Source organism: Enterobacter sp. RCC_40, from assembly GCF_041360735.1.
Taxonomy (GTDB): Bacteria; Pseudomonadota; Gammaproteobacteria; order Enterobacterales; family Enterobacteriaceae; genus Enterobacter; species Enterobacter ludwigii.
This window is the reverse complement of the sequence record NZ_JBFUPR010000004.1, coordinates 202,512-227,473: the sequence shown is the minus strand read 5'-3', so window position 1 is coordinate 227,473 and position 24,962 is coordinate 202,512. Positions and strand designations below refer to the sequence as shown.

Annotated in this window: 24 protein-coding genes and 1 riboswitch; of the genes, 15 read left to right on the top strand and 9 right to left on the bottom strand. The window is 56.4% G+C overall.

What is annotated here, in order from left to right; genetic code table 11:
* Complete coding sequence (gene ubiK, locus AB6731_RS15680; protein WP_020883634.1) at positions 1-297, bottom strand: ubiquinone biosynthesis accessory factor UbiK; 297 nt, start codon at positions 295-297, stop codon at positions 1-3.
* Between the two features lie 117 nt (positions 298-414).
* Positions 415-565, top strand: a riboswitch (FMN riboswitch).
* A 105-nt stretch (positions 566-670) separates the two neighbouring features.
* Between ubiK and ribB the strand changes: the two genes are divergently transcribed.
* A complete protein-coding gene (gene ribB / locus AB6731_RS15675) occupies positions 671-1,324 on the top strand; it encodes a 3,4-dihydroxy-2-butanone-4-phosphate synthase (protein WP_014171649.1) in 654 nt (217 codons plus the stop codon).
* Positions 1,325-1,391: 67 nt separating this feature from the next.
* On the opposite strand, the gene zupT is transcribed toward ribB, so the two are convergent.
* Entirely contained in the window at positions 1,392-2,165 is a 774-nt protein-coding gene (zupT, locus tag AB6731_RS15670) for a zinc transporter ZupT (RefSeq protein WP_014171648.1), read from the bottom strand.
* A gap of 196 nt (positions 2,166-2,361) precedes the next feature.
* Between zupT and ygiD the strand changes: the two genes are divergently transcribed.
* Positions 2,362-3,150, top strand: coding sequence for a 4,5-DOPA dioxygenase extradiol (gene ygiD, locus AB6731_RS15665; RefSeq protein WP_020883636.1), 789 nt, complete (start codon positions 2,362-2,364; stop codon positions 3,148-3,150).
* Between the two features lie 69 nt (positions 3,151-3,219).
* Here the strand turns inward: ygiD and AB6731_RS15660 are convergent, their stop codons facing one another.
* The 3 genes from AB6731_RS15660 to tolC form a co-directional block, all read right to left on the bottom strand.
* On the bottom strand, positions 3,220-4,380 hold the full coding sequence (locus tag AB6731_RS15660; protein ID WP_014171646.1) for a glutathionylspermidine synthase family protein: 1,161 nt from the start codon (positions 4,378-4,380) through the stop codon (positions 3,220-3,222).
* Between the two features lie 2 nt (positions 4,381-4,382).
* Positions 4,383-5,048 carry a DUF1190 family protein gene (locus AB6731_RS15655; RefSeq protein WP_014171645.1) on the bottom strand — a complete coding sequence of 222 codons (666 nt, stop codon included), beginning with the start codon at positions 5,046-5,048 and terminating at the stop codon, positions 4,383-4,385.
* Positions 5,049-5,238: 190 nt separating this feature from the next.
* Positions 5,239-6,717: an outer membrane channel protein TolC gene (gene tolC / locus AB6731_RS15650; protein WP_020883637.1), complete on the bottom strand. Its 1,479-nt coding sequence runs from the start codon at positions 6,715-6,717 to the stop codon at positions 5,239-5,241.
* A gap of 204 nt (positions 6,718-6,921) precedes the next feature.
* On the opposite strand from tolC, the gene nudF reads away from it, so the two are divergent.
* Genes nudF through parE form a run of 5 tightly spaced genes read left to right on the top strand, consistent with a single transcriptional unit; the run spans position 6,922 to position 11,330 of the window.
* The gene (gene nudF, locus AB6731_RS15645) at positions 6,922-7,554 is read left to right on the top strand and encodes an ADP-ribose diphosphatase (protein WP_014171643.1); all 633 of its coding nucleotides are present in this window, start codon (positions 6,922-6,924) and stop codon (positions 7,552-7,554) included.
* On the top strand, positions 7,551-7,973 hold the full coding sequence (locus AB6731_RS15640; protein WP_014833293.1) for a DUF1249 family protein: 423 nt from the start codon (positions 7,551-7,553) through the stop codon (positions 7,971-7,973). Before nudF ends, AB6731_RS15640 begins: the two co-directional genes overlap by 4 nt.
* 27 nt (positions 7,974-8,000) lie before the next feature.
* Positions 8,001-8,828 (top strand): 3',5'-cyclic-AMP phosphodiesterase, encoded by an 828-nt coding sequence (cpdA, locus tag AB6731_RS15635; RefSeq protein WP_014171641.1) that lies wholly within the window; start codon positions 8,001-8,003, stop codon positions 8,826-8,828.
* The gene (gene yqiA, locus AB6731_RS15630; protein ID WP_032680279.1) at positions 8,828-9,409 is read left to right on the top strand and encodes an esterase YqiA; all 582 of its coding nucleotides are present in this window, start codon (positions 8,828-8,830) and stop codon (positions 9,407-9,409) included. The genes cpdA and yqiA overlap by 1 nt, the downstream gene beginning before the upstream one ends.
* Positions 9,410-9,437: 28 nt before the next feature.
* Entirely contained in the window at positions 9,438-11,330 is a 1,893-nt protein-coding gene (parE, locus tag AB6731_RS15625; RefSeq protein ID WP_020883640.1) for a DNA topoisomerase IV subunit B, read from the top strand.
* Between the two features lie 84 nt (positions 11,331-11,414).
* Here the strand turns inward: parE and AB6731_RS15620 are convergent, their stop codons facing one another.
* Positions 11,415-13,556 carry a TonB-dependent siderophore receptor gene (locus tag AB6731_RS15620; RefSeq protein WP_371006541.1) on the bottom strand — a complete coding sequence of 714 codons (2,142 nt, stop codon included), beginning with the start codon at positions 13,554-13,556 and terminating at the stop codon, positions 11,415-11,417.
* A gap of 384 nt (positions 13,557-13,940) precedes the next feature.
* Here AB6731_RS15620 and AB6731_RS15615 point away from each other — a divergent pair, with 384 nt between their 5' ends.
* The 5 genes from AB6731_RS15615 to AB6731_RS15595 are packed head-to-tail and all read left to right on the top strand — an operon-like array spanning position 13,941 to position 18,614.
* A complete protein-coding gene (locus tag AB6731_RS15615) occupies positions 13,941-14,753 on the top strand; it encodes an ABC transporter ATP-binding protein (RefSeq protein WP_104440381.1) in 813 nt (270 codons plus the stop codon).
* Complete coding sequence (locus AB6731_RS15610; protein WP_371006539.1) at positions 14,750-15,733, top strand: FecCD family ABC transporter permease; 984 nt, start codon at positions 14,750-14,752, stop codon at positions 15,731-15,733. Before AB6731_RS15615 ends, AB6731_RS15610 begins: the two co-directional genes overlap by 4 nt.
* Positions 15,730-16,770: an iron ABC transporter permease gene (locus AB6731_RS15605; protein WP_342864165.1), complete on the top strand. Its 1,041-nt coding sequence runs from the start codon at positions 15,730-15,732 to the stop codon at positions 16,768-16,770. Before AB6731_RS15610 ends, AB6731_RS15605 begins: the two co-directional genes overlap by 4 nt.
* A gap of 9 nt (positions 16,771-16,779) precedes the next feature.
* Positions 16,780-17,730, top strand: coding sequence for an iron-siderophore ABC transporter substrate-binding protein (locus tag AB6731_RS15600; protein WP_020883645.1), 951 nt, complete (start codon positions 16,780-16,782; stop codon positions 17,728-17,730).
* Positions 17,727-18,614, top strand: a complete 888-nt coding sequence (locus tag AB6731_RS15595; RefSeq protein WP_020883646.1) for a MurR/RpiR family transcriptional regulator — start codon at positions 17,727-17,729, stop codon at positions 18,612-18,614. The genes AB6731_RS15600 and AB6731_RS15595 overlap by 4 nt, the downstream gene beginning before the upstream one ends.
* A gap of 5 nt (positions 18,615-18,619) precedes the next feature.
* Here AB6731_RS15595 and AB6731_RS15590 read toward each other — a convergent pair whose 3' ends face one another.
* On the bottom strand, positions 18,620-19,459 hold the full coding sequence (locus AB6731_RS15590) for an AraC family transcriptional regulator (RefSeq protein ID WP_020883647.1): 840 nt from the start codon (positions 19,457-19,459) through the stop codon (positions 18,620-18,622).
* A 166-nt stretch (positions 19,460-19,625) separates the two neighbouring features.
* Between AB6731_RS15590 and AB6731_RS15585 the strand changes: the two genes are divergently transcribed.
* From AB6731_RS15585 to AB6731_RS15575, 3 genes are read left to right on the top strand one after another with little or no spacing between them, the layout of a single operon-like run.
* Entirely contained in the window at positions 19,626-21,440 is a 1,815-nt protein-coding gene (locus AB6731_RS15585) for a DUF2264 domain-containing protein (RefSeq protein WP_371006537.1), read from the top strand.
* Between the two features lie 32 nt (positions 21,441-21,472).
* Positions 21,473-22,738 (top strand): oligosaccharide MFS transporter, encoded by a 1,266-nt coding sequence (locus tag AB6731_RS15580; RefSeq protein WP_040018827.1) that lies wholly within the window; start codon positions 21,473-21,475, stop codon positions 22,736-22,738.
* A gap of 27 nt (positions 22,739-22,765) precedes the next feature.
* Positions 22,766-23,953: a glycoside hydrolase family 88 protein gene (locus tag AB6731_RS15575; RefSeq protein ID WP_371006536.1), complete on the top strand. Its 1,188-nt coding sequence runs from the start codon at positions 22,766-22,768 to the stop codon at positions 23,951-23,953.
* A 58-nt stretch (positions 23,954-24,011) separates the two neighbouring features.
* Here AB6731_RS15575 and AB6731_RS15570 read toward each other — a convergent pair whose 3' ends face one another.
* Together AB6731_RS15570 and AB6731_RS15565 are read right to left on the bottom strand one after the other, a co-directional pair.
* Positions 24,012-24,326, bottom strand: a complete 315-nt coding sequence (locus AB6731_RS15570; RefSeq protein WP_014171627.1) for a putative quinol monooxygenase — start codon at positions 24,324-24,326, stop codon at positions 24,012-24,014.
* Between the two features lie 30 nt (positions 24,327-24,356).
* Entirely contained in the window at positions 24,357-24,938 is a 582-nt protein-coding gene (locus AB6731_RS15565; RefSeq protein ID WP_371006535.1) for an NAD(P)H-dependent oxidoreductase, read from the bottom strand.
* Between the last annotated feature and the right edge of the window lie 24 nt (positions 24,939-24,962).

Here is a 24,962-nt window from a genome sequence, read left to right as displayed (position 1 = left end):
TTATTCTGCTTCATCAACCGGTGGAATGGCCGGGGCCGGTTTTACTTCCGCTGGCGTATTGCGGTTTTCCAGCTCGTTCAGACGCTGCTCCAGCAGGGCCAGCTTCTCGCGGGTACGCAGCAGAACCTGCGTCTGCACGTCAAACTCTTCGCGGCTGACTAAATCAAGGCGAACCAACTGCGCCTGCAGCGTCTGGCGGATTTTCTTCTCTACGTCATCCCCAAACTCACGAATGCCTTTTGGCATAGACTCATGAACCTGACGCGCAATTTGCTCAATTTTCTTCGGGTCAATCATTGTGGCTTCCCTTGATAAGACGGTGTTAATGAACATTGTAGCGCGTCATGCCCCAGGATAAAGGAGATTTTATGTCTGCGCATTGCCCAGGGTAATCAATCGCGTTATAGTTATCTCGCTTATTCTCAGGGCGGGGCGAAATTCCCCACCGGCGGTAAATCAGCGTAACGCTGAAAGCCCGCGAGCGCTTTGAGTCACCCCTCAAAGGACAGCAGATCCGGTGTAATTCCGGGGCCGACGGTTAGAGTCCGGATGGGAGAGAGTAACGATCAAGTCGGGCCTGGCCCGCTCACGTTATCTTTTTGCCGCTAATACGGCGCTCCTAAGACTGCCCTGATTCTGGTAACCATAATGTTAATGAGGTTTTTTTACCATGAATCAGACGCTACTTTCCTCTTTTGGCACTTCTATTGAACGTGTTGAACATGCACTGGATGCACTGCGCGAAGGCCGCGGCGTGATGGTGCTTGACGATGAAAACCGTGAAAATGAAGGCGACATGATTTTCGCCGCCGAAAACATGACCGTTGAGCAGATGGCGCTGACCATCCGTCACGGTAGCGGCATCGTGTGCCTGTGTATCAACGAAGACCGTCGTAAGCAGCTCGACCTGCCCATGATGGTTGAAAACAACACCAGCGCCTTTGGAACCGGTTTTACCGTGACCATCGAAGCGGCACATGGCGTGACCACCGGCGTGTCGGCGGCTGACCGTCTGACCACCGTACGTGCCGCGATTGCCGATGATGCGAAGCCATCAGACCTGCATCGTCCAGGCCACGTCTTCCCGTTGCGTGCGCAGGCCGGCGGTGTATTGACCCGTGGCGGTCACACCGAAGCGACCATTGACCTCGTGACCCTGGCAGGCTTTAAACCTGCGGGCGTACTGTGTGAACTCACCAACGACGATGGCACCATGGCACGTGCGCCGGAGTGCATCACCTTTGCCCGTCTGCATAATATGCCCGTGGTGACGATTGAAGATCTGGTAGAGTATCGCCAGGCGCACGCGCGCAAAGCCAGCTGAAAGGGCTGATGTGAAAAAGCCGGGGAAACCCGGCTTTTTTGTTGTGAGACGTTAATGCGCTATTGTCTTAGCCGATCCCTGCCGTTTGCAGCAGCACCAGGCTCAAGCCCATCACCGACATGCCGCACAGCACGCCATAGCTCGGGTTATTATTCGGATCGATCTCTTTCGCCAGCGGCATCAGCTCATCCACGGAGAGCGCCACCATTATCCCGGCCACGGCGGCCATGATAGCGGCCATCACCACAGGCGAGACCAGGCTGCCCAGAATCAACCACGCCAGCACGCCGCCGAGAATTTCGGCCATCCCCGAGATCCCCGCCCAGAAGACTGCGGTCCGTTTCGAGCCCGTGGCGGCATAAACCGGCCCGGCCACCGCCAGTCCTTCAGGAATATTGTGCAAAGCGACCGCCAGGGCGATACCAAAGCCCATCTCCAGATTGCTGCTGGCGGTGACATAGGTTGCCACGCCTTCCGGGAAGTTGTGCAGGCTTATGCCGAGCGTTAACAGAATGGCCGTGCGCTTAATATTGCGCGGCATCGGGGTCACGCTTTTTTGCATTAAATCCTGCGGATGCGCGTGCGGCAGCATGCGGTCGAGGGCAAAGTAGCCAAGCAGGCCGAATACAAACATGCCATACCCCAGCACCGGAGACATGCCTTCGGTGCCCAGTGCGGCAGGGAGCATCTCCATCAGAGAGATGAGCAGCATGATCCCGGCAGCAAAGCCCAATGAGAAGGCCAGCACGCGGTTAGACGGCTTTTGACCAAGCACACCGAGAATGGCACCGATGAACGTTGCGGCGCCCGCCAGTATAGTCAGGATCAAGGGGACTGACATGCATTGCTCCTTATGATAATGATTATCATTAATATTAATGGTTCATTTCGGTCAAAGCGAGAGGCGAAACCCTGCTTTACACATTTCTTACATTCAAATTTCCTGATGATGATCTTCACGCTTATCAGCGTTCATCCGGGCGAGATTGCGCGTAATGTAGAACCATTAAATTGACACCTTCTGTAAGGATATCACCATGACTTCTTCCCGTATGCCAGCACTGTTTTTAGGCCACGGTAGCCCAATGAACGTTCTGGAAGACAACGTCTATACCCGAGTATGGCGTCATCTGGGCGAGACGCTACCGCGTCCGAAAGCGATTGTGGTGGTGTCTGCGCACTGGTTTACCCGGGGCACGGGCGTGACCGCAATGGAAACGCCAAAAACCATTCATGATTTCGGCGGCTTCCCGCAGGCGTTGTACGACACGCACTATCCGGCACCCGGCTCGCCAGCGCTGGCCCGACAGCTGGTGGAATTACTCGCGCCTGTGCCTGTGGCGCTGGATAACGAAGCATGGGGCTTTGACCATGGCTCGTGGGGCGTACTGATAAAGATGTATCCCGAGGCGGACATCCCAATGGTGCAGTTGAGTATCGACAGCACTAAACCGGCGGCCTGGCACCTGGAGATGGGGCGAAAACTGGCGACCTTACGCGACGAGGGTATCATGCTGATCGCAAGCGGCAACGTGGTACACAACCTGCGTACAGCGCGCTGGCACGGTGAGAACACGCCATACCCGTGGGCGACATCTTTTAACGATTACGTGAAAGCAAATCTGACCTGGCAAGGGCCGGTTGAGGAGCATCCGCTGGTGAACTATCTGGATCACGAAGGCGGTTCACTCTCTAACCCGACGCCGGAACACTTTCTGCCGTTGCTGTATGTACTGGGCGCGTGGGATGGTCAGGAGCCGATCAGCATACCGGTCGATGGCATTGAGATGGGAAGCTTAAGTATGTTGTCGGTGCAGATTGGATAACGTATGCATGCCTTTCCCAAAGAGAAAGGGCCGGGGTGAGGGCTTCCGCTCGCACCCCGGCACACCCGATCACTCGACGAAAATGTGCGGATAGAACCGTGACAGATCCTGCGTGATCAGCGCGCGATCTTCGCGGATGCCAATCCCGGCTGGCTGATCGTTAATGAGCCAGCTGCCAATCAGGGTATAGCTGTCACCAAACTTCGGCAGTTGATAAAACGCCTGGACGATCATTCCTTCCTCGCCGTAAGGCCCTTCAACGGCTTCCAGCGTTTTGCCATTTTCAATAATCGACACGTTCGCCCCTTCGCGGGAGAAGATCGGTTTAACGACGTATTTCTCCATCGGCGGGTGATCGTCTTCCGCAAAGTAAGCTGGCAGCAGGTTCGGATGGTTCGGGAACATCTCCCACAGCATCGGCAGGAGGGCTTTGTTGGAGATAATGCTCTTCCACGCCGGCTCCAGCCAGCGCACGCCGGCGTCTTCCAGCTTGGTGGAGAACATTTCACGCAGCATGTATTCCCACGGGTAGAGCTTGAACAGGTTGCTTATCACCTGATCCTGCAGGTCAGTAAACTGACCTTTCTCACCCAGGCCGATATCTTCGATATAGAGAAACTCGGTCGCCACTTCAGCTTCGGCCGCGCAGTCCTGCAGATATTGCACCGTGCCACGGTCTTCTTCCGTGTCGCGGCAGCAGGCAAGGTGCAGCAGATTAAAACCATGCTGTTCGCGCAGTTCGGCGAAACGCTCAATCAGCTTTTCCTGCAGGCTGTTGAACTGGTCGCTGCCTTGCGGCAGGTTGCCGGCATTGGCCTGGTCTTCCAACCAGATCCACTGGAAGAACGCCGCTTCGTACAGCGAGGTTGGCGTATCAGCATTGTTTTCCAGAAGCTTAGGATCGCCCACGCCGTCCCACGCCAGATCCAGACGTGAGTAAAGCGAAGGCTGGTGGGTTTTCCACGACTGGCGGACGAAACTCCAGGTGTGCTTCGGAATGCGGAACTTCGCCATCAGCGCGTCGCTGTCGATGACTTTATCCACCACTTTCAGGCACATCTGGTGCAGCTCGGCGGTCACCTCTTCCAGTTTCTCAACCTGGGCAAGCGTGAGCTTGTAGTAAGCGTCTTCACACCAGTATGGCTCGCCGTACATCGTGTGGAAGTTAAAACCGTATTCGGTCGCTTTTTCGCGCCAGTCCGGGCGCTCGGTGATACTGACTCGTTCCATGATCAGCCGCCCATTGAGCGAGTGGACGTGCCTGACGCGCTACGCTGCATGCTGGTCTGTTTCGCCACAGACTCACCGAACCCGCCACGGGTAATGGTGCTGGTGGTCGCGGGTTTCGGAGCCATCGCCGTTTTCGGTACGGTTACGGAGCGGCCAGGGGTGGCTGCGCCATAGCCTTTGCCGCTGGCATCGGTATATTGACCATAAGCCGGGCTGGCCGGGTTTTTCGAGCTAAACAGCGGCTGCTGCTGGTAACCCGCACCACCACTCATCAGGCGGCCCATCATGTAACCTGCCATCAGCGGCATCCAGAAACTGCCGCTGGACTGGGCCTGTGCCTGGTTTTCAGGGGCCGTGCCTGCCTGAGCCGGTGCCTGCTGACACTGACCTTCACCGAACTCTGCCACGCAGTCTTCACGTGAAGCATATTTCGGCGCAGTACGTTCCGCCTCTTTCAGGGCGTTGGTATACGCCGTTTTACACTCTGCGGCGTTGCCGGTTGCAGCAGAACAGTCGTCCGCGTTTTGATAAAGCGAAACTGTTTCATCGCTTTTCTCACAGCCTGCCAGCATAAAGACAGCCGTGACGGCCAGCGCAACAGGGGTGAGATGACGCGCGTTCCAGCTTTTGCGGAACGAAGCGTGATTGATAGATTTTGTCCGTTTCATCGTTGTCTTCCTGGACCCAGTGGTAATAACGCTCAGGATAGAGGATGAGTGGTTGAAAATGAAGCGATGATGGCCGGAATGAGGGGGATCTTTACGTTGGCTTACGTTCAGGTGTGATTTACGTACGCCCTCTCCCGAAAGGAGAGGGGTATAGCGAAGGCATCAGGCCGCAATGGGCCCGATGACATGCTTAATTGCGGAACGGATTGTTACCGCTGCTGGCGGGGGCAGTCGTACGTGCGGCAGCTGGCTGCGCGGCAGGTGCAGCGCCGTTACCGTTGAAGTTATCAACGGCGGCAACCTGCTCAGGGTTCTCTGGCGCAACATTTTCCGGAGAAGTAGAGACAGGTTTACCCAGGGTGCTGTTCAGCATCTGCAGATCCTGCTCGTTCAACGTACCCAGCGCCTGTTTGATGTTCAGCTGGTTAATCAGGTACTGATAACGTGCGCTGGAGAGCTGCTGTTTCGCGTTGTACAGCGTGGTGGTCGCGTCCAGGACGTCAACGATGGTACGCGTACCCACGGAGTAACCCGCTTCCATGGCATCAAGAGAGCTCTGCGCAGACACAACGGCCTGTTTATAGGCGTTGATGCTGCTGATAGAGGCATTCACGTTGTTGAAGGACGAACGAACGGTCTGTACCACGTTGCGGTGGGCACTTTCCAGCTGTTCGCTTGCGCCAACAAAGTTGTACTGCGCCTGTTTCACCTGAGAGGTCACCTGGCCGCCCTGGTACAGTGGCAGCGAGAAGTTCAGACCCACTTTGTTCTGACCCATGTTGCTGTCGTCGTACTGGGAGGTGTTCGTTTTAGAACCACTGTAAGTGGTATCAGACACGCCGGTAGACGCGCTCAGGCTCAGGGTCGGCAGGTGGCCGTCCTGTGCCTGACGGATTTGCTCGCGGGCCAGATCCTGGCTCAGACGCGCCTGCAGTAACGTCAGGTTGCGGTTTTCCGCTTCTTTCAGCAGGGCGTTAACGGCCTGCGGTTTATCCGTTTTGAAGCTGTCGACGTTCAGAGACGCCAGCTCAGGGTAGTAATTCCCGGTAACCTGACGCAGGGATTCCAGCGCGTTATCGAGGTTGTTACGTGCGGTCACTTCGTTGGCCAGGACGCTATCGTATTGTGAACGGGCGTTCTGAACGTCAGTGATTGCCACCAGACCCACGTTGAAACGCTGGGTGGTTTGATCTAACTGGCGGTAAATCGCCTGTTTCTGCGCTTCGGTGTAGGAGAGCGAGTCAATTGCGCTCAGCACGTTGAAGTATGCGGTGGCGGTGTTCAGGATCAGCGTCTGCTGATCGGTCTGATACGTCACATCCTGGATGCCCGCACTCTTTTCCTGCAGGGTCAGGGCACGCCATTTGGACATATCAAACAGCGTCTGTGTTAATTGCAGTGAGGCGCTGGTAGCATTGGAGTTAACGCCATTGGCGTCGCGGAAACCGTTGCTGTAGGTATAATCTGCACCTAAACCTAACTGTGGAAGCAATGGGCTACGCGCTTCGTTAATCTTTTCAAACGCAGCATCACGATCGGCCGCTGATTTACGTAAATCAGGGTTGCCCAGACGTGCCTGCTGGTAGACCTGTAACAGGTTTTCCGCCTGGCTCATTGCACTGAAGCCCGTCAGGCTCAGGCCGATAAGGATGGGGAGCAATTTCTTCATTTGCATTCCTTGTTGTGAAGCAGTATTAGCGCTGATCTAATTAAAAAATAATTGCCGATTCTAACAGAATCTTCCATACCAAAAGGTTGGCGTTACGTGCCATCTGGCGGTAATTTGCACCAATCTACCATATAGCCTTACAAACGGCAGCCAAACAGCCTTGAAATTCATAATTTCATCACCATTGCTACCAGGACTCGACTCATGCAAAAACCAGAAAACTTGCCCGTGACATTCGCGAAAAACGATGTAGAAATTATTGCACGAGAAACGCTTTATAGCGGTTTTTTTTCAATGGAACTTTACCGTTTCAGGCATCGCCTGTTTAACGGCGAAATGAGCGGTGAAATCAGACGCGAAATTTTTGAGCGCGGGCATGCGGCAGTCTTGCTACCCTTTGACCCAGTGCGTGATGAAGTCGTGCTGGTGGAGCAGATCCGCATTGCCGCGTATGACGTCAGCGCCAGCCCCTGGCTGCTGGAGATGGTGGCCGGCATGATTGAAGAGGGCGAATCGGTCGAAGATGTTGCCCGCCGCGAGGCGCTGGAAGAGGCGGGGCTGGTGGTTGGCCGGACAAAACCGGTGCTGAGTTATCTGGCAAGCCCAGGCGGCACCAGCGAGCGCTTGTCCATTATGGTGGGCGAAGTGGACGCCACGACGGCGGAAGGGATCCACGGTCTGGCAGATGAAAACGAAGATATTCGGGTTCATGTGGTGAGTCGGGAGCAGGCTTATCAGTGGGTAGAAGAGGGGAAAATCGACAACGCAGCGTCTGTCATCGCTCTGCAATGGCTGCAACTGCATTATCAGACTTTACGAAACGAGTGGAAAAAATGAAGCGTTATACACCTGACTTCCCAGAAATGATGCGCCTGTGCGAAACCAATTTCGCACAATTGCGCCGCCTGCTGCCGAAAAACGACGCACCCGGCGAAACGGTGAGCTATCAGGTGAGCAACGCGCAGTATCGATTAACGATAACAGAATCAACGCGCTACACTACGCTTGTCGAAATTGAACAAACGGCGCCCAGCATTAGCTACTGGAGCCTGCCGTCGATGACGGTGCGCCTTTACCATGACGCGATGGTCGCTGAAGTGTGTTCAAGCCAGCAGATCTTTCGCTTCAAAGCGCGGTATGATTATCCGAATAAAAAGTTGCATCAACGCGACGAAAAGCATCAAATTAACCAGTTTTTAGCCGACTGGCTAAGATATTGTTTAGCACATGGAGCAATGGCGATTCCGGTTTGTTAGCGTCATAAACCTACCTAAGGACACCATTTGGAAAGCCTGTTGAACCTGACTGTTGCTGGTGGGGCACCAGTCAGGATATTACAAATCACCGATACCCACCTTTTTGCCGAAAAGCATGAAACTCTGCTTGGGGTGAATACCTGGGAGAGCTATCAGGCGGTACTTAGCGCCATTCACGCTGAAAATCGCCCATGCGATCTGATTGTCGCGACGGGCGATCTGGCGCAGGACCAATCCTCCGCGGCCTACCAGCATTTCGCTGAAGGCATCGCGAGTTTTAGCGTGCCTTGCGTCTGGCTACCGGGAAACCACGATTTCCAGCCTGCCATGTACAGCTCGCTGCAGGATGCGGGGATCTCTCCGGCAAAATGTGTTTTTGTGGGTGACCACTGGCAGATCCTGCTGCTGGACAGCCAGGTCTTTGGCGTCCCACACGGTGAGTTAAGCGACTTTCAACTCGACTGGCTTGAGACCAAACTGTCTGCCGAACCTGAACGTCATACGCTGCTGTTGCTGCATCATCATCCTTTGCCGGCGGGCTGTAGCTGGCTTGATCAACACAGCCTGCGCAACTCTGCCGCGCTGGACAGAGTGTTGGCGAAATTCCCGCGGGTGCAGAATCTCCTGTGCGGACACATTCATCAGGAGCAGGATCTCGACTGGAATGGCCGCCGACTGCTGGCCACGCCCTCGACCTGCGTTCAGTTCAAGCCGCATTGCGCAAACTTTACCCTGGACACCATCGCACCGGGCTGGCGCTGGCTCGAACTGCATCCCGATGGCCTGCTCACCACGGAAGTCTGCCGTTTAACCGGCGCAAAATTCCGCCCGGACACCGCTTCAGAAGGCTATTGATGTCTACGCTCCTCTATCTGCACGGATTCAACAGTTCGCCGCGTTCCGCGAAAGCGACGCAGTTTCGCCAGTGGCTGAGCGAACATCACCCGCACGTTGAGATGATCGTCCCTCAACTGCCGCCTTACCCGGCGGAAGCCGCAGAAATGCTGGAATCGGTAGTGATGGAACACGGCGGCGAATCGTTCGGCGTGGTTGGTTCTTCGCTGGGCGGATATTACGCCACCTGGCTCTCGCAATGTTTTATGCTGCCTGCGGTGGTGGTTAACCCGGCGGTTCGGCCATTTGAGCTGCTGCGGGACTTTCTCGGGCAAAACGAGAACCCCTACACCGGCCAACAATATGTGCTAGAGTCACGCCATATTTACGATCTCAAAGTTATGCAGGTAGACCCGCTTGAAGCGCCCGATCTTATCTGGTTGCTGCAACAGACGGGTGATGAAGTGCTGGATTACCGCCAGGCAGTGGCGTATTACGCATCCTGCCGCCAGACTATAGAAGAAGGCGGAAACCATGCTTTCACGGGCTTTGAGAATCATTTCACCCAGATTGTCGATTTTCTTGGACTGCACAGCCACTGACAATCAATGCGAACTGCTAGTTTAAATCATGACGCAAACCTATAACGCTGATGCCATTGAGGTACTCACCGGGCTTGAGCCGGTTCGCCGCCGCCCTGGGATGTACACCGATACGACACGCCCAAACCATCTGGGCCAGGAAGTTATTGATAACAGTGTGGATGAAGCGCTGGCTGGCCATGCCAAACGCGTCGACGTCATCCTCCATGCCGATCAGTCGCTGGAAGTCATCGACGACGGACGCGGCATGCCGGTGGATATCCACCCGGAAGAGGGTGTGCCAGCCGTTGAGTTGATCCTCTGTCGTCTTCATGCGGGCGGTAAGTTCTCCAACAAAAACTACCAGTTCTCGGGTGGTTTGCACGGCGTGGGGATCTCCGTGGTTAACGCCCTGTCGAGACGCGTGGAAGTCAACGTCCGCCGCGACGGTCAGGTGTATAACATCGCCTTTGAAAACGGCGAGAAGGTGCAGGATCTGCAGGTCGTCGGCACGTGCGGCAAGCGCAATACCGGAACCAGCGTCCACTTCTGGCCTGACGAAAGCTTCTTCGACAGTCCGCGTTTCTCTGTTTCACGCCTGACGCACCTGCTGAAAGCCAAAGCGGTACTGTGCCCTGGCGTAGAAATTACCTTTAAAGATAACGTCAACAACACCGAACAGACCTGGCGCTATGAAGACGGTCTGAACGACTATCTGTGCGAAGCCGTTAACGGCCTGCCAACCCTGCCGGAAAAACCGTTTGTCGGTAATTTCACCGGTGATACGGAAGCAGTGGACTGGGCGCTGTTGTGGCTGCCGGAAGGCGGCGAGCTGCTGACCGAAAGCTACGTCAACCTGATCCCGACCATGCTTGGCGGTACGCACGTCAACGGTCTGCGTCAGGGGCTGCTGGATGCAATGCGCGAGTTCTGCGAATACCGCAACATTCTGCCCCGCGGCGTGAAGCTGTCGGCGGAAGATATCTGGGATCGCTGCGCCTACGTCCTGTCGGTGAAGATGCAGGATCCGCAGTTCGCCGGTCAGACCAAAGAACGTTTGTCCTCACGTCAGTGTGCGGCGTTCGTCTCCGGCGTGGTCAAAGATGCTTTCACCCTGTGGCTGAACCAGAACGTGCAGGCCGCCGAGATGCTGGCAGAAATGGCCATTTCCAGTGCCCAGCGACGTCTGCGTGCTGCCAAGAAGGTGGTGCGTAAAAAACTGACCAGTGGCCCGGCGCTTCCGGGTAAGCTGGCGGACTGTACCGCGCAGGATCTGAACCGCACCGAGCTGTTCCTCGTGGAAGGGGACTCGGCAGGGGGCTCTGCCAAGCAGGCGCGCGATCGTGAATATCAGGCGATCATGCCGCTCAAGGGTAAGATCCTGAACACCTGGGAAGTGTCGTCGGATGAAGTGCTGGCCTCGCAGGAAGTGCATGATATCTCCGTTGCGATCGGCATCGATCCGGACAGCGACGATCTGAGCCAGCTGCGCTACGGTAAGATCTGTATCCTCGCGGATGCGGACTCCGATGGTCTGCACATCGCTACGCTTCTGTGCGCGCTGTTTGTGAAGCACTTCAGGACGCTGGTGAAAAACGGTCACGTCCACGTGGCGCTGCCGCCGCTCTACCGTATCGACCTCGGCAAAGAGGTTTACTACGCGCTGACGGAAGAGGAAAAAGCGGGCGTACTGGAACAGCTCAAACGTAAGAAGGGTAAACCGAACGTGCAGCGCTTTAAAGGGCTGGGCGAGATGAACCCGATGCAGTTGCGCGAAACCACGCTGGATCCAAACACCCGCCGCCTGGTGCAATTGACCATCAGCGACGAAGACGAACAGCAAACCAACGCCATGATGGATATGCTGCTTGCCAAGAAGCGTTCGGAAGACCGACGCAACTGGCTGCAGGAAAAAGGCGATATGGCGGATATTGAGGCCTGATGCCCTCTCTTTACTCCTCTCTCGCCGGGAGAGGGGATGGAACGAAGGCCCGGTAGGCGCTAGCGCCTACCGGGCTTTTTTACATCAAAATTCCATCTTCACCGTAAACTGCACTTCACGCGGATCGCCTGGCTGGTTGCCGAGGTTATTGGTCGCAATCGACGAGGTGTAGTAGGTCTTATCAAACAGGTTCTTCACGTTGACCTGCAGCGTCACCGGATACTGTAGCTTCATTTTATAGGCCGCAAAGGCATCAGCAACAACGTACCCTGGCAAATAATAATCCGCACCGTTGGTCGCGGAGCGACGGCTCACGCCGTGTCCACCGCCGCCGATTGTCAGGGTATTCCCGCCGATGACGTTGTGAATATCGTACGTCAGGAACAGCGAACCGGTATGGTGCGGCACGTTTGGCAGTGGTTTGCCGGCATAATCCGGGTCTTCCAGCACTTTCGCATCGGTGTAGCCATAGCTGGCAATAATATTGGTGTTCTCGGTCAGAGAGCCTGCCAGATCCACTTCCACGCCCTGCGAGCGCACGCGGCCAGCGGTTTTAGCAATGTTTTCACCCGCCACGCTTTCGGTGTACAGCACGTTGCGCTTGTGGATATCAAACAGCGCGATGTTGGCGGTAATACCGTTGAACAGGTCAAATTTAGCGCCGACTTCGTAGGCATTGGACGTTTCTGGTGGCAGGTCGCCAATGTAGCTCGCGATGGACGATTGCGGCATAAACGTCTGGGCGTAGTTCGCAAACAGCGAGACGGATGGCGTGAGCTTGTAGACCAGCCCCAGCTTTGGCGTCCACTGCTCGTCGCGGCTGTCGGTATTGACGTTGAACGGCCGGCCCTTGCCCGCGTACTGGGTGTAATACTGATAACGCAGCCCCGCGACGGCAATCCATTTATCCGTCAGGTACAGGGCGTCCTGAGCATAAGCGGAGTAACTCTCCTGTTTGAGCGTCTGATCGCTGTCCGCGGCGGAAACGGTCGTACACTTGCTCAGATTGCCGTAAGACGGATGGTAAATATTGAAATCTTTTACATTCTTACAGCGAATCATATCCGTGCGCAGCAGGTCGTAATTCTCATACGACACGCCGGTCAGGATCTCATTGTAAAAGCCCGCGATATCCACGTTCCCCTGCAGGTCTGCACGGGTGGAATGCATGCGCTGCGTTGATCCCTGCGTCGCATCGACACGACGGGTCAGGTTGCCGGTTTTCGCGTCATAGGCCATCACCCGCGCCTGGTTATCGCTGTATTTATCCTGGCTGTAGCTGTAATCGAACTTCGCCGTCCACTGGCTGTTAAGGCGGTATTCCGCGTTGAGTTGCGCCAGATCGGACTGGCCATCGGTAATGTTGAACGGCTCGTCAAAGCGGGTTTTACGGTCAACATTCACCGGCTGTTTGGTCGTGAGATCGAAGATCGTGCCGCGATCGAACGGCGTCTTATAATCACGATGTGAATAGAGCACGGTCACGGTGGCGTCATCACCAAACCAGGTCAGCGAGGGCGCGATAAAGGTGCTGCGCGCCTTGCCGAAACTTCGCCAGTAATCTTCGTCCTGATACTCGCCCGTCAGGCGGTAAGCCAGGCGCGTTCCTTCAATGGGACCCGTGACATCGACCTGGCCTGTACCGCCGCCAAAACTTGAGGAGGTGCCCGAGATCGAACCGCCAAACTGTTTTTCCGGGCGTCGGGTGACCACATTGATAAGCCCTCCCGGATCGAGGATGCCGTACAGCGTTGAGGCCGGTCCCTTGAGGACTTCCACACGCTCGGTGGCCGCGTTAAAGCTGCGCGGCAGCACGGTGCGCAGGCCGTTGGTCATGATTGAGCCGTCGCGGTTCGCGCCAAATCCACGGCGTACAAACGCATCCTGCGTGCCGCCCAGCGTGTTGGTCTGCACCACGTTACTGACGTTATAGAGGGCTTCATCCAGCGTGGTAGCATGCTGATCTTCCAGCACTTTATCGCTGACAGTATTTACCACCTGCGGGATATCCAGCATCGGCATATTGGTCAGCGTGGCGGTGGAGGTGTTCAGCGGCTGATAGCCGTTGGTGGCATCGGCCACGGCATTAGGATCGGCGGTGACGGTAAGCGTTTCGCCGTCCTGAGCCGCGGTGTTGTCTGCTGCCTGCACCAGCGGCGCCATAAACAGCAGTGAAAAGAGCGCGCGCCCTTTTACCCCAGAGAGTGAAGGAGTGAACGTAGCCATTACATCTGTTTTCCCGAAATATCCCGCGAATGAAGCGTCACGGAAGAATGTGTGAGTCATTGCCCTTTACGGTCTGCTCGTTAGCCATCGCTGGCATCGAACATGTAATTGAGAATCATTCAATCATGCGCTGATGTAGTAGTAAATGGAAAAAAGCAAAAATCGACTACAGCGGTACTTCCGCTCTGATGCTTAGCGAGGTAAGTAATTAACCTGTTGAAAATAAATTAATTAATGCGTTTGGCGGTTTTCCCGTTCCTGCACGATAACCCTGGGGTTTTAAGGGCGTTTCTTCTCTTGACTACTACATGGCGCAGCGGCAAACTCTCAAAAGAGAATGAGTTTTATTTTTATTTGTTAGTTTTTTATTAAGTTGGCGTTCACGTGGCTCACAACACGAATAAGTCAGGGCTGGTTCTTGAGAACCTCTCTGCTGGCTATCAGAAAAAAATCATCGTCGATGAGATCTCGCTTGCGATCCCCCCACAGAAAATAACCGTTCTGGTGGGCGCGAACGGCTGTGGAAAATCCACGCTGCTGAGCACGATCGCACGTCTGCTGCAACCGCTCGGGGGAGCTGCGCTGCTGGATGGCAAAGCCATTCATCAACAGCCAACCAAAGCGGTCGCCCGTCAGCTGGGCATTCTGCCGCAGTCACCGCTGTTGCCGGAAGGGTTAACCGTGTTTGAGCTGGTTTCGCGCGGGCGTTTCCCCTGGCAAAATTTTATGCGCCAGTGGAGTGACGAAGACGAGCAGGCCGTGGAAGAGGCACTGCGCCTGACCGGTACGGCGGAGTTTGCCCATTTGTCGGTGGAAAGCCTTTCCGGCGGCCAGCGTCAGCGCTGCTGGATTGCGATGGCGCTGGCGCAGCAAACGCCCTATATTCTGCTCGACGAGCCGACAACGTTTCTTGACCTCCGCTATCAGGTGGAAATCCTTGAACTGCTGCATACGCTGACCCGCCAGCACGGGCGCACCGTCGTGGTGGTGCTGCACGATCTTAACTTCGCGGTGAACTACGGTGATTCCCTGGTCTTTTTACGCCAGGGGAAAGTAGAGGGCGTGCTTCACGAGGGCGATACCTGTACGCCGGAACTGATCAAAGCGGTGTTTGAGGTTGACGTACATATGTCAGTTAATCCGCTCACCGGCAAACCGTTCTTCATGCCGTTTCGCCAGGTCGCAGAAAAATTATGATGCGAACGTCACTGGCTTTTCTGCTCTTTGCGCTGCTGCTGGTGATGGGCGCAATTGCACACCTGGGCACGGGCGCGCGCGTTATTTCTCCCCTGACGGTCGTGCAGGCTTTTGTCGATTTCGACCCGCGCAATTTCGACCATAACATCATTATCAGGCTGCGCCTGTTACGCCTCCTTGCGGCCATGCTGACCGGCGCTGCACTTGGCGTGGCAGGCGTCTTGCTGCAGTCCGTTATCCGTAACCCGCTGGGTGAGCCACATATTCTGGGGCTGAATGCCGGCGCCGCGCTGGCCGTCGTGCTGACAAGCGCACTCGGGTTCACTCTGCCGTTTGGCCGCCCGCTGATTGCCGCCGCCGGCGCCGCCGCACTGTTTCTGCTGGTACTGATGCTCTCCTCTTCGGGACGCACCGGGTTGACGCCGATGAAAGTCACCTTGTGCGGGGTGGCGATGTCGGCGTTCGCCTCCTCGATTACCGCCACGGTCCTGATCCTTGATGAGCAGACGCTTCTCGCCTTACGCACCTGGCTGGCGGGGGATTTGGCCGGGATAACAGAAGGGACGCTTCGCAGCGCTTCGTGGGCCGCTGGCGCGGGTTTCGCCCTTGCGCTGTGGCTGACGCCGTCACTCAATATGCTGGCACTGGGGGACCGGATGGCCCAGGGGCTTGGCGTATCGCTTCTCAGGACGCGCCTGTTCGCGCTGCTGGCAATCGCGCTGCTGTGCGGCGCGGCAGTCTCCGTTGCCGGGCCGATTGGTTTTATTGGCCTCGTGGTGCCACAGCTGATACGGCGTCTGGTGACGGTGGATCTGCGCGTGATGGTGCCGCTTTCAGCCCTGTGTGGAGGGTTGGTTTTGCTGCTGGCGGATCTCGCCGCCCGCACGCTGTTTACCCCTTATGAACTGGCGACCGGCATTATGACCGCGCTGGTCGGTGCTCCCGTCTTTATCTTTATGGCCTCGAGGGCGTTCAAATGAGCCGGGCCGGACTGCGCGCGTTGCGTATTGGCACCTTTTCAACGCTGGTACGCCCGAGGGCGCTGGCCTGCCTTGCGTTGATTTCGCTCGCGGCCTTTATCCTGCTCGGGTTTGGCCTGATGCACGGCTCGCTGCCGATCCCGACGTCGGCCATCGGACGGGCGCTGCTGTATCCGCAAAGTCTGGAGGCGGATACGCGCTACATCGTGATGGATATCCGCCTGCCGCGTCTGCTGATGGCGGTGTTATGCGGTGCCATGCTCGGCATGGCGGGGGCAGCGATGCAGTCTGTCACTCGTAATGGCCTTGCCGACCCGGGGCTTATCGGCGTGAAAGAGGGATGTAGCGCGGCGGTGCTGGTGCTGATTTTTCAGTTCCCGGCGCTCAGCCTGGCCTGGCGACCGCTGGCGGGAATGGCGGGGGGCATACTCACCGCGCTGCTGGTGGTGGCGCTGGCGCGCGATATTTCGCGGCCGCGATTTATCCTGACGGGGATCGGTGTTTCCTGGGCGTTTGCCGCGGCAATGGGGGTCTTTATGACCACCGCCGACGTGCGTGACGTGCAGACGGCGATGCTGTGGCTGGCGGGAAGCCTGCATGCAGCAAACTGGACGCTGGTGGGCATTGCGGCAGCCTGGACGCTGCCGGCATTTGCGCTATTGCTGTTGACCGCGCGCGCCGCAGACGTGGCCCTGATGGGCAACCCCACCGCAACGGGGCTTGGCGTACACACCTCTCGGCTGGCGCTGCTGCGCGTGCTTGCCCCGGTGGTGCTGACCGCGGCCTGCGTCTCCTGCGTGGGCAGTATCGGTTTTGTGGGACTGATTGCGCCACATATGGCACGCCTGCTGCTGCGCGGCGGACAAACCGCGCTGCTGGCGGGAAGTGCCGTGCTGGGTGCGCTGCTGGTTCTGCTGGCAGATAACGTCGGACGTCTGGCTTTCCTGCCGCTGCAGCTGCCGGCAGGCGTAGTCATTTCATTGATTGGCGGACCGTTTTTCCTGCTGCTGCTCTGGCAGCGACGGGACAGATTTTAGGGGATGGTGATGCGTATACTTTTTTCGATGTTGTTGCTGGTGGGATTTACCGTGAGTGCGGCGGAGCCGACGCAGACGTTTACCGACGATCTGAACCGCAAGGTGACTGTGCCCCTTCACCCAAAGCGGATTGTCTCGCTGCACGATCTGGATATCACCATTCCGCTGATTGAGCTCGGCGTGCCGCCAGTGGCAAGCCACGGGCGCACGCGGCCGGACGGTAGCCATTTTCTGCGCGCCAGCGGCATGCTGACGGGCGTTGATTTTGATAATGCCGACATCAAATTTATCGGCTCCGCGGATATCGACATCGAGGCCATCGCTGCTGCAAAGCCGGATTTAATCATCACCGAACCAACCCGTAACACGCCGGTTGAACAGCTGGAGAAAATTGCCCCGACGGTGAGTATCGATCATCTCGATGGCGGCGCGCCGGAGATCTACCGCAAGCTGGCACAGCTCACGGGCACCGAAGCCCGGTTGAAGATCCTTGAACGTCGCTATCAGGAGCAGATTAACGCCCTGAAAGCGACCATCGACACCCGCAACATCACCGTGTCGGTGATACAGGCCAACCAGGGCAAAATCAACGCCATGCACAGCTACCACTCGCTGGGGCGCGTGCTGCGCGACGCAGGATTCACATTCCCGCCGCTGATTGAGTCCATCCCTGACGGCGGCCGAATTGACGTCAGCGCCGAGCGTCTGCCCGAGCTGGATGCAGATTTTGTCTTTGCCACCTGGCGCGGGGATACCGGCGGCAAACCGCAGGATGAGCTGGCAGCGATGGATGCCGTGATGCCTGGCTGGTGTCAGTTCCTCAATGCCTGTCGCACCGGCCACTACATACTGATCTCCCGTGAAGAGGCCATCTCGAACTCCTTTGCTTCCTTAGGCCTGATGGCCGCCCAGGTGCAGTCGCAGATTGCCGGTCGACCGCTGCCGGAGGCGTCACAGTGATCAGAAAAGACAAAGCCCGGGTTGATGTCTATGGCGACCGCTTTCGCTCGCGGGCGCACCAGCTCACGCCGCGCCTGCTGCAGGTTGCGCGTTACATCAATGAAAACCGCGAAGCGGTGATGGAGCAGACGGCGATGGAGATTGCCGCGTTGCTGAAAACCTCGGACGCTACGGTGGTTCGCGCCATTCAGGCTCTTGGCTTTGCCGGGCTGCGTGACCTGAAGCAGACTCTGGAGCAGTGGTTTGGGCCGGTGGTCTCCTCCAGCGAAAAAATGTCCACCACGGTGAATACGCTCACCAGCGACGTGAACGCGAGCATCGATTTTGTGCTGGAAGGGCATCAGCATACCTGTGATGTGCTATCCGAGCCGCACAACCGCTACGCAATGGCGCAGGCGGTGTCGTTGCTGGCGCAGGCACGTCAGGTCGCGATCTTTGGGATTGGGGCTTCCGGCATTCTGGCCGAGTACACTTCCCGGCTGTTCAGCCGTATCGGCCTGCCCGCTATTGCGCTCAACCGCACCGGCATTGGTCTGGCAGAGCAACTGATAGCCTTACAGCGCGGCGACGTGCTGGTGATGATGGCGCAAAAATCGGCCCACCGGGAAGGACAAACCACGCTGCGTGAAGCGAAACGGCTGGGTATTCCCACGATATTGCTGACCAATGCTACGGACTCGCGCTTCAGCAAAGAGGCCAGCGTGGTGATCCACGTTCCGCGCGGCGGTGAAAAGGGCAAAATTCCGCTCCACGGCACGGTGCTGCTGTGTCTGGAGATGATTATTTTATCTGTAGCGTCAACGGAGCCCCAGCGCACCATCAGGTCGATGAAGCGCATTAACGAATTTCATCGCGGGTTAAAACCGGGCAAGAAGAGCGGGTGAGGGGATCACGCCGCGCCATGATTTTTCCGGTACTGCAGCGGCGTCTCGCCAATCCCTTTTTTAAAGGCGCTGATAAACCACGTCACATCTGAAAATCCCACCCGCGCGGCAATCTCACGCACGCTGGCATCACTGTGCAGCAAATACTCGCAGGCTTTTCGCAGCCGTAGCGTATTCAGATAGTCGTGGATCTTCTCGCCTGTTTCCGCATGGAATTTTCGCGATACATAGCTGCGTGATTTCCCCAGCTCAGCCGCCAGCGCATCCAGGCGAAATTTCTCCCGATAGTGCTCATCCAGCCAGAACATCACCTGACTTGCTACTCCCTGACTGCTCCCCGGGGCACCGTCGTTATCATCCGGCAGCATGGCAAACAGGCTAATCAACAGCCCGGCAATGTTTTCGCTGTTCAGCGGCGGCTGATAACAGCCAAGAAGATAATCGATATGCTTCTGGCAATGCGCCAGGTCAGCGACCCAGGCCTCGCCGCCACGACGAGACAGCTTCTGCAGACGCTGCTGAGCCTGCGGAAAATCACGCAGGGTTTTCAGTACGGCATGCTGGTCGAGATGAATAATGGTACGCCTGTAAAGGGCCTCTGCCTTCTCGTCCACCATCACCTTATGCAGGGTAAATGGCGGGAAGAAAAACAGCCGCCCGGGGCGCATGGTGTAGTGACGGTTATCGACAATCGCCACGCCAAAGCCTTCTTCCACATAGAGAATTTCCAGACACTGATGCCAGTGGTGATAGCGCACCGTATTGGCGAACAGGCGGCTAAACGACACCACGGTGTCATTTAAGGTAATCAGCTCCAGATGATCGGATGTTGGCGTGTCGCGCATAGTGCAATAAAACTCAACTTTTTTCCGTCAGAATCTCTTTATAAACCACCTTTTTAAATTTTCTTAACTGCGGGTTTATTCATCGCTCTTAGCTGTGACATGGCTAACATTTCTGCCCCGTGTGGATTCACTATGCTTTGCCGCAGTTGATTACGAGGGTGAGCGTATGTGGGCGGCAAACAAAGAAAAATCAAATCCGTTGTCTTCACGCCAGGATATCGTGGCGTCACTGAATACTCTGTTGAGTGCGCTGGATAAGGCGTTTGCGCCGGGCAGTTCACGATTTTCGCTGGGCGAAACCTGTGCGCACTACAGCACGGATATCGCGCAGATGGAGGGACTCTCACGTGCGCTATGGGGGCTGTTTCCGCTGCTGGCATCCGGCGATGCCAGCCCCTTTTGCGAAAAATACCTTACCGCGATCAAACTCGGCACCGATCCGCACAGTGACGGTTACTGGGGCGAAACCGGCCCCTACGATCAGCGTCTGGTCGAGATGGCGGCCTACGGTCTGGGGCTTGCCCTGCTGGGGGATAAACTCACCGCGCACTTCACCGGGCGCGAGGTCATGAACCTGCACGCATGGCTCAACCAGATCACCCATGCGCAAATGCCGGACAGCAACTGGAACTACTTTGCCATTATGGTGCAGCTCGGTTTTAAGCGCGCCGGGCTGCCGTATGACCAGACGGCGATTGACCGACGGTTTGCGATGATGGAAGCCTATTACCTGGGCGATGGCTGGTATTCCGACGGGCCGGGGCGGCCGAAAGACTATTACATCTCGATGGCATTCCATTTCTACGGCCTGATTTACGCCACCCTGAGCGGTGACGAGGAGAGGGCGCAGGTGCTGCGAGCGCGTTCGCGCCTGTTCGCCGAAGACTTTATCTACTGGTCAGCCGCCGACGGTGCCTCGGTACCGTTTGGTCGCAGCCTGACCTATCGCTTTGCAATGGTCGCCTTCTGGAGTGCGGTCGCCTTTTCCGGTCTGGAGGTGTTCACGCCGGGGATTGTGAAGGGCATCGTGCTGCGCCATCTGCGCTGGTGGCAGCAACAGCCCATCACCGATCGGGACGGTATTCTGACCCTCGGTTTTGCTTACCCGAACCTGGCGATGTGTGAGGACTATAACGCCCCCGGCTCGCCATACTGGGCGCTGAAAACCTACCTGATTCTGGCGATGCCGGAGGACCATCCGTTCTGGCAGGCTGAAGAGCAGCCGCTGCCCGCGCTTGCGGAAAAACGCGTCATCCCGCATGCACTGCAGATCCTGATGCATGCCGGTCAGTCGCAGCACGTCACCCTGCTTACCGCCGGGCAGCTTGAGCTGAATAACTACGTGAATACGGAAGCCAAATACACCAAATTTGCCTACTCCAGCCGCTTTGGTTTCACGATTGAGCGCGGAAGGTTTGGCCTGAAACATGCCGCCTGCGACTCCATGCTGCTGCTGGCAGACGGGGATAACTATTTCCGCGGGCGCCGCGAATGTGAAGCGGTGCGGGTCACTGACGATTATCTCTACTCACGCTGGTCTCCTTGGCATGACGTCCATATCGAAACCTGGCAAGTGCCGTTTGGTGAGTGGCACCTGCGACTGCACCGTATCAACAGCGCCCGTCGACTGAATACGGCGGAGGGCGGTTTTGCGGTGATGAACACTGAACCGCAGATCCGTGAGAACGGATGCTGGCTTGTCGCCGGTAATGGCACCAGCGTGCTGGTCGATCTCTCTCCGGTGATTAACCGTGAACCGGACAGCATCGTCACACCGCCGAACAGCAGCATTATGTTCCCGGAATGCGCTGCCATTCCGCTGTTGAAAACCACGCTTGCGCAGGGGGAGAGCTGGCTCTGTTGTGCCGCCGTCGCCGGCGAAAGCCAGCCGGTTATGGCAGTCCCACAACTGAATATCAGCGAGAACCGGGTTGTTATCCGCGAGCCCGGCAGTGAGCGACAGCTGTCGTTCTCATTATAAAAACTCTGACCCTACACGTCGGCGAGGATGATATGAAAAAGACCGCTACAACAAACAGAACTGAATATTACAAAATCAGCAGTTTTATATTTCTCTATTTCTTTACCTGGTCTGCCAGTATTGGCCTGCTGGCTATCTGGTTAGGCCAGAAAGCGAACCTCAGTGGTTCGGTGATTGGTACCGTATTTGCGGTGAACGGGATTTTCTCCGTCATTCTGAAGCCCATCTATGGCTATATTCTCGATAAGATCGGCATGAGCAAATACCTGCTCTATTTTGTGGTGGCAATGTCTGCCCTGATGGCGCCGTTCTTTATTTATGTTTATCAGCCGCTGTTAATGTCCAACACGCTGCTGGGGATTATTATTGGCGCACTCTATTTAAGCTTTGCCTGGTATGCGGGCGTGGCGGCGTGCGAATCCTATTCTGACCGGTTTAGCCGTTTAAACGGTATGGAGTTTGGTCAGATCCGGATGTGGGGCTCCCTTGGCTGGGCAGTGGCGTCCTCCTTCTCCGGCCTGCTGTTTAATCTCTCCCCAGCGTATAACTTTATTATGGGCAGCGTGGCATCGGTGGTGATGCTGATTGTCCTGTTGAGCCTGAAAGTGAACACTAACTCCGCACATGCCGGCGAAGTGCTGACGAAAGAGAAAATTGCCCCGTCAGACGTTTACGCGCTGCTGCGTAACCGTAAATTCTGGGCCTTCTGTCTGTACGTGGCCGGTGTGGCGTGGATGATGTTTATCGCCGAGCAGCAGTTTTCGCGCTATTTCGTGACCTTCTTTGATGATATTCACCAGGGCAATGCGGTGTTTGGTTATCTGGGGACCGTGCAGTCGGGAATGGAGTTTGTCATGTATATGGTGATCCCGCTGCTGGTGAACGCTATTGGCGCCAAACGTGGGCTGTTAATTGTCGGGCTGGTGGTCGGTGCGCGTCTGATTATTTCCGGTCTGTGTGATTCACATCTGTTAATTTCCATTCTTAAGCCGCTGTACGGTCTGGAAATTTGTCTGCTGCTGGTCTCCGTCTTTAAATATATTGCCGAACATTTCGATAAGCGCGTTAACGCCACCATGTATTTGCTGGGATATCAGGCGATGCTGTACGTCGGCAATGTCGTGGTCTCGTCGCCTGCTGGCTATATGTATGACCGCATCGGTTTCGAGAACACCTATATCATCATGGGCGCCACGGCGCTGATCTTCACGTTTATTTCTGCCTTTACGTTATCTGCCTGCCAGAGTAAATGGCGCGGCCCCCGCTCGCTGAACGTAGCAGAACCCTCATCACGATAATTAAGCCGTCAAAGAAGGAACCGAAATATGTTAAGTCGTATCGCAGAGGAACGCCTGCCCGCTATCCCCGTGCCCGTTGATTCGCGCGTATTCCGTGATGAACTGAGTTCAGCACGCGACCATGTCCTTGCGCTGATTAGCCGCCATTTAACGGCGTTTGGTGAGCGGTTCCCGGCGGAAACCTGCCAGCAGGGTTTTTATCCGCTGACCGACAACGTGGAGTGGACCACCAGCTTCTGGACCGGGCAGCTGTGGCTGGCATGGGAGATGAGCGGCGAAGCGAAATTCCGCGCGATGGCGGAAAAACATGTGCGCTCGTTTGGCCTGCGTATCGCCGGGCGCCACGACACTAACACCCACGATCTGGGCTTTTTGTATACGCTCTCCTGCGTGGCGGCCTGGCGACTGACCGGTAACCGTGAGGCGCGTGGCTTCTCGCTGCTGGCGGCAGAGGCGCTGCTGGAGCGCTTCCACGAGAAGGCAAAAATTATTCAGGCGTGGGGCGATCTGGCTGACCCGGAACAGGCCGGGCGGATGATTATCGACTGTAATATGAACCTGCCGCTGCTCTACTGGGCGAGCGAACAGACGGGCGATCCGCGCTTTGCCGATGCCGCCAAAGCACACGTGATGCAGGCAGCGAGGTACCTTATCCGTGAAGATGCCTCAACGTTCCACACCTACTATATGGATGTGCACACCGGCGCGCCGCGCTACGGCAATACTCAGCAAGGCTATGCCGATGACTCCTGCTGGTCGCGCGGGCAGGCGTGGGGAATTTACGGCTTCCTGTTGAGCTACATCTATACCGGTGATGCGACGATGATTGCCCTGTCGAAACGGCTGGCGAACTACTTCCTCAACCGTCTGCCGGAAGATTACGTCTGCCACTGGGATCTGGCGCTGGTCGGGACGGATGCGCTACGCGACGCGTCCTCGGCGGCGATTGCGGTATGTGGCCTGCTGGAGCTGGTGAAGCACCTGCCGGTGACCGATCCAGATCGCGAGCGGTATTCTGAATGGGCAAAAGGAATGATGTCGTCACTGACGAAACACTACCTGATGGGCAAAGATGAGAAGGGCACTGGGCTGCTGAAGCACTCCGTTTATCATCTGGCAAGCAATAAAGGCGTGGACGAATGCGCGAGCTGGGGAGACTACTTCTACGTGGAGGCGTTGGTCAGGTTTACCCAAAGCTGGAAGTTGTACTGGTAATATGCCTCCCTGACCCTCTCCCGGAAGGGGGAGGGCAGGAATCAGGAACAGGGTAAACTTACACCCCTTGCTCCAGAATGCGGATATGCGTTTCCAGCACATCGCCCTTCACCGCGTCGCTCCACGCTTTCATGTGCGCGGTCTGCAGGTGGGCTTCAAGATGGGCCACGGTTTCCCACTGCTCAATCATAATGATCGAGTCTGGGGCAGTAGCCTGGAAGCTGGCGGTGGTGGTGGCGTCGACCATCGGCGCGTAGCCGTGGCAGCCTTCTTCCTTCAGTACAGTGGGGATAATTTTCACGAACTCATCCAGCACCGCCTGGCGGTGATGTTGGCCTGGACGAGTACGGATTTCAGCAATAACAGTAAGCATGGTTAACTCCTTCTAATTCCAGGTTACCAGTTAAGCAAAAATTTCCGCGAGATGCTTGCGATATTCTGCGATATAGCGCGGGACGTCAGGCATTTTGATGACGTCGTTAACGATAAAGGTTGGCAGCGGCGTCATTCCGAGGAACTGGTTAGCTTTGTGGAACGGCAGATATGCGCCGTCAACGCCCACCCCTTCGAAGAACTGATCTTTCTCGGTGAACGCTTCCAGCGGTGCGTTCCAGGTCAGGGACAGCATATATTTTTTGCCCTGAATCAGGCCGCCAGAACCGTATTTTTTGGATGCGTCGGAGCGGGTGCGACCGTCGCTGGCGTACAGTGCGCCATGGCCTTCGGTGAAGACATCATCCATGTATTTTTTCACGGTCCAGGGGGCGCCCATCCACCAGCCAGGCATCTGCCAGATAATCACGTCAGCCCACAGGAAATTCTGCACTTCCGCGTTGACATCGTAATCGCTGTTCGCGCGCACGACCTTAACATCATGCCCGGCGTCGCGCAGAAAACCGTCCGCGACCTCGGTCAGGGTGTCATTCAGCTGGCCTTTAGAGTGCGCAAATTCTTTTGCACCGTTGATAATCAGAATGTTGCTCATGAGGTGTCCTCGAAGATGAATGTA

Excerpts from the sequence above, each read along its gene's own strand:
- AB6731_RS15575 (WP_371006536.1), top strand. The coding sequence starts at position 22,766 with ATGTTAAGTCGTATCGCAGAGGAACGCCTGCCCGCTATCCCCGTGCCC.
- AB6731_RS15580 (WP_040018827.1), top strand. The coding sequence starts at position 21,473 with ATGAAAAAGACCGCTACAACAAACAGAACTGAATATTACAAAATCAGC.
- ribB (WP_014171649.1), top strand. The coding sequence starts at position 671 with ATGAATCAGACGCTACTTTCCTCTTTTGGCACTTCTATTGAACGTGTT.
- ygiD (WP_020883636.1), top strand. The coding sequence starts at position 2,362 with ATGACTTCTTCCCGTATGCCAGCACTGTTTTTAGGCCACGGTAGCCCA.
- AB6731_RS15585 (WP_371006537.1), top strand. The coding sequence starts at position 19,626 with ATGTGGGCGGCAAACAAAGAAAAATCAAATCCGTTGTCTTCACGCCAG.
- ubiK (WP_020883634.1), bottom strand. The coding sequence starts at position 297 with ATGATTGACCCGAAGAAAATTGAGCAAATTGCGCGTCAGGTTCATGAG.
- tolC (WP_020883637.1), bottom strand. The coding sequence starts at position 6,717 with ATGAAGAAATTGCTCCCCATCCTTATCGGCCTGAGCCTGACGGGCTTC.
- AB6731_RS15605 (WP_342864165.1), top strand. The coding sequence starts at position 15,730 with ATGAGCCGGGCCGGACTGCGCGCGTTGCGTATTGGCACCTTTTCAACG.
- parE (WP_020883640.1), top strand. The coding sequence starts at position 9,438 with ATGACGCAAACCTATAACGCTGATGCCATTGAGGTACTCACCGGGCTT.
- AB6731_RS15565 (WP_371006535.1), bottom strand. The coding sequence starts at position 24,938 with ATGAGCAACATTCTGATTATCAACGGTGCAAAAGAATTTGCGCACTCT.
- yqiA (WP_032680279.1), top strand. The coding sequence starts at position 8,828 with ATGTCTACGCTCCTCTATCTGCACGGATTCAACAGTTCGCCGCGTTCC.
- AB6731_RS15655 (WP_014171645.1), bottom strand. The coding sequence starts at position 5,048 with ATGAAACGGACAAAATCTATCAATCACGCTTCGTTCCGCAAAAGCTGG.
- AB6731_RS15620 (WP_371006541.1), bottom strand. The coding sequence starts at position 13,556 with ATGGCTACGTTCACTCCTTCACTCTCTGGGGTAAAAGGGCGCGCGCTC.
- nudF (WP_014171643.1), top strand. The coding sequence starts at position 6,922 with ATGCAAAAACCAGAAAACTTGCCCGTGACATTCGCGAAAAACGATGTA.
- zupT (WP_014171648.1), bottom strand. The coding sequence starts at position 2,165 with ATGTCAGTCCCCTTGATCCTGACTATACTGGCGGGCGCCGCAACGTTC.
- AB6731_RS15600 (WP_020883645.1), top strand. The coding sequence starts at position 16,780 with ATGCGTATACTTTTTTCGATGTTGTTGCTGGTGGGATTTACCGTGAGT.
- AB6731_RS15590 (WP_020883647.1), bottom strand. The coding sequence starts at position 19,459 with ATGCGCGACACGCCAACATCCGATCATCTGGAGCTGATTACCTTAAAT.
- AB6731_RS15640 (WP_014833293.1), top strand. The coding sequence starts at position 7,551 with ATGAAGCGTTATACACCTGACTTCCCAGAAATGATGCGCCTGTGCGAA.
- AB6731_RS15610 (WP_371006539.1), top strand. The coding sequence starts at position 14,750 with ATGATGCGAACGTCACTGGCTTTTCTGCTCTTTGCGCTGCTGCTGGTG.
- AB6731_RS15660 (WP_014171646.1), bottom strand. The coding sequence starts at position 4,380 with ATGGAACGAGTCAGTATCACCGAGCGCCCGGACTGGCGCGAAAAAGCG.
- AB6731_RS15570 (WP_014171627.1), bottom strand. The coding sequence starts at position 24,326 with ATGCTTACTGTTATTGCTGAAATCCGTACTCGTCCAGGCCAACATCAC.